General features: G+C 69.7%; 3 protein-coding genes. 1 reads left to right on the top strand and 2 read right to left on the bottom strand.

All coding sequences use genetic code 11. From position 1 onward, the window contains the following. Positions 1–110, bottom strand: a 110-nt coding sequence (locus tag AB0I18_RS51915) for a sigma factor (RefSeq protein ID WP_363112870.1), incomplete at its 3' end; no start/stop codon positions are given. A gap of 155 nt (positions 111–265) precedes the next feature. Next, positions 266–439, bottom strand: a complete 174-nt coding sequence (locus AB0I18_RS51910) for a hypothetical protein (RefSeq protein WP_363112869.1) — start codon at positions 437–439, stop codon at positions 266–268. Positions 440–925: 486 nt separating this feature from the next. On the opposite strand from AB0I18_RS51910, the gene AB0I18_RS51905 reads away from it, so the two are divergent. Then, positions 926–1,636 (top strand): VOC family protein, encoded by a 711-nt coding sequence (locus AB0I18_RS51905; RefSeq protein ID WP_363112868.1) that lies wholly within the window; start codon positions 926–928, stop codon positions 1,634–1,636. Positions 1,637–2,213: the final 577 nt, after the last annotated feature.

The raw sequence follows: 2,213 nt of genomic DNA, 5'->3' as shown, positions 1-2,213 counted from the left end.
ACGCCCACCCACCGCAGCCAGGTCTCCTGCAGGACGTCCTCCGCGTCGGCGGCCGAGCCGAGCATCTCGTAGGCGACGGTGAACAGCAGGTTGCGATGAGCGACGAACACCTCGGTGGCCGGGGCCGAACGTCCGCCGTCGGCGAGCTACCCGGCCATGTCCCTGTGCTCACTCTTCACCGGCTGCTCCTGCCTGTGCGCTACAAGCCCGAGAGGCCAGAGTCTGTGCGCCGTCACTTTCGGACACGGTTTCGCACAAGCCCCCCTCAGATGCCGGGCGGGACGGCCGCCCAGCCGGGCAGGGGCTGCTTCCGGGACCGGTAGGCACGGGCCAGGGCATCGCGGGCCTCCACGGCCCCGTCCTGGGTGATCCGGTAGAAACGGCGGCGCGGCCGGCCGGCCACCTCATGGACGGCCGGGTCCTCCCAGGTGCTGCCCACCCAACCAACCTGTTCGTCGATCACACATCACCAGCAGGAAGAGAGGCAACGCTTCATAGATCTCACCGTGCTGGCCGCGCGAGCAGAAGGGCTTGCCCTCCCTGGCGTGCGGGCGCTGGGCTCACGGCCGCGGATGCGCGCGATGGTGCGGTGCTCCCGCCTCCGTGGCAGCGCCGGACCATGCATACGGGCCGTGGGCGCCGCGAGCACCCTGCAACGAGAGCTGAGGTCCGTGGCCCGCTGCCGGCGAGTCCGGGATATCGGTGGAGTGCGCGGGGCAGCGCGACCGCCTCACCCTCCCAGGCGTCGATACTCGCATCCTCGTTCTGGACCGAGGAGCGGCGCGTGAGATTGCACCGCGTCGTCGGCTGCGCTGCCTGCTGTCGAATAATCGGCTGTGCGCGACGCCAGCACTCCTTATGCTCTCATCCGCACAGGCGGAGAAGGCATGTTGTCGACAGCCGTCAGTCAACGATCGGGGATGCCATGACTTGTCAGCTGTTTGCGGTCTGCTTCGACGCGAGCCAACCACTGCGCCTGGCGCAGTTCTGGGCCGGCGTGCTCGGCAGGGAGGTTGTCGAGGACGCCGGTGGCGCGCTCCTGCCTGGCGAGGACACCCAACTTGGCCTCCGGTTCGTGCCGGGCCGCGCGGAGAAGGTGGGGCAGAACCGCATGCACCTTCACCTGACCAGCGCCGGCCCCGCCGACCAGCAGCACACGGTGGCGGCTGCGCTGAGGCTCGGCGCCAGCCACCTCGACGTCGGGCAGCGCCCCGAAGAAGGGCACGTCGTCCTGGCCGACCCCGAGGGCAACGAGTTCTGCGTGATCGAATCGGGCAACAACTTCCTCGCCGGGTGCGGCTTTCTCGGGGAGGTCGCCTGCGACGGCACCCGGGAGGTCGGTCTCTTCTGGAGCGCGGCGCTGGGCTGGCCGCTGGTGTGGGACCAGGACCAGGAGACCGCGATCCAGTCCCCGCAGGGCGGCACAAAGGTCGCGTGGGGTGGCCCGCCCGTGGCACCGAAGGAGGGGAGGAACCGGCAGCGTTTCGACCTCACTCCACCTGTCCACGGTGATCAGCTGTCGGAGGTCGACCGTCTGGTGTCCCTCGGGGCCACTCGGCTGGAGGTCGGTGCGGATGGCGCCGTCCTGCTGGCCGACCCCGACGGCAACGAGTTTTGTGTGTTGACGCCCCGATAGACCGGACGGGTCCACCAGGTGGCGATCCGCTGCTGTGTGCCCGGCCGGGCGAGAGGCACCGGACTGCCTGACTACAAGCGCCCGGGCACCGCTCGGCACCATGCACTCATCTGCGCGAACAAGACGCGTTACCAGCCTTCCGCACGCTCCTTCGTCCAAGCTCTCGTGCCGACACGTCCGGGCACGTCGGCACCGAATTCCCCTTGGCCACTCTTGGTGACGAGCAAGAGCTTGGGCGCGCCGCACTGTCAGGCCAAGGTCAGGCGCCGGACGGCTTGTCCGGAGCTCCGGAGACAGGTTGTCGATGCATCTGCATCCAGGCGAGACCGAGGGCGTTGGCTGGCGGGTGGTGACCGTGCTCGACGCTGTCCGGCAGCTGCGCGATGCATCACCGACGTCACCGGACGTCCGCGGGTGATCGCGATCGGCGGCCGGGGCGGCGTCGGCAAGACGTCCCTGGCCGCGCACTACCGGGCCGACGCGGCGTTGGATGCGGCGCGCGGCGCCTACGCCGCGCTCGTCGCGGACCGGAACATCCTGCGTTTCCTCATGCACACGGACTGTGCCGTCGGCGAGC

Origin of the sequence: Streptomyces sp. NPDC050704, assembly GCF_040654355.1 — a bacterium.
GTDB lineage: Bacteria > Actinomycetota > Actinomycetes > Streptomycetales > Streptomycetaceae > Streptomyces.
Note: the sequence above shows the minus strand (reverse complement) of the source record. Positions and strands in the feature narration are given on the sequence as shown.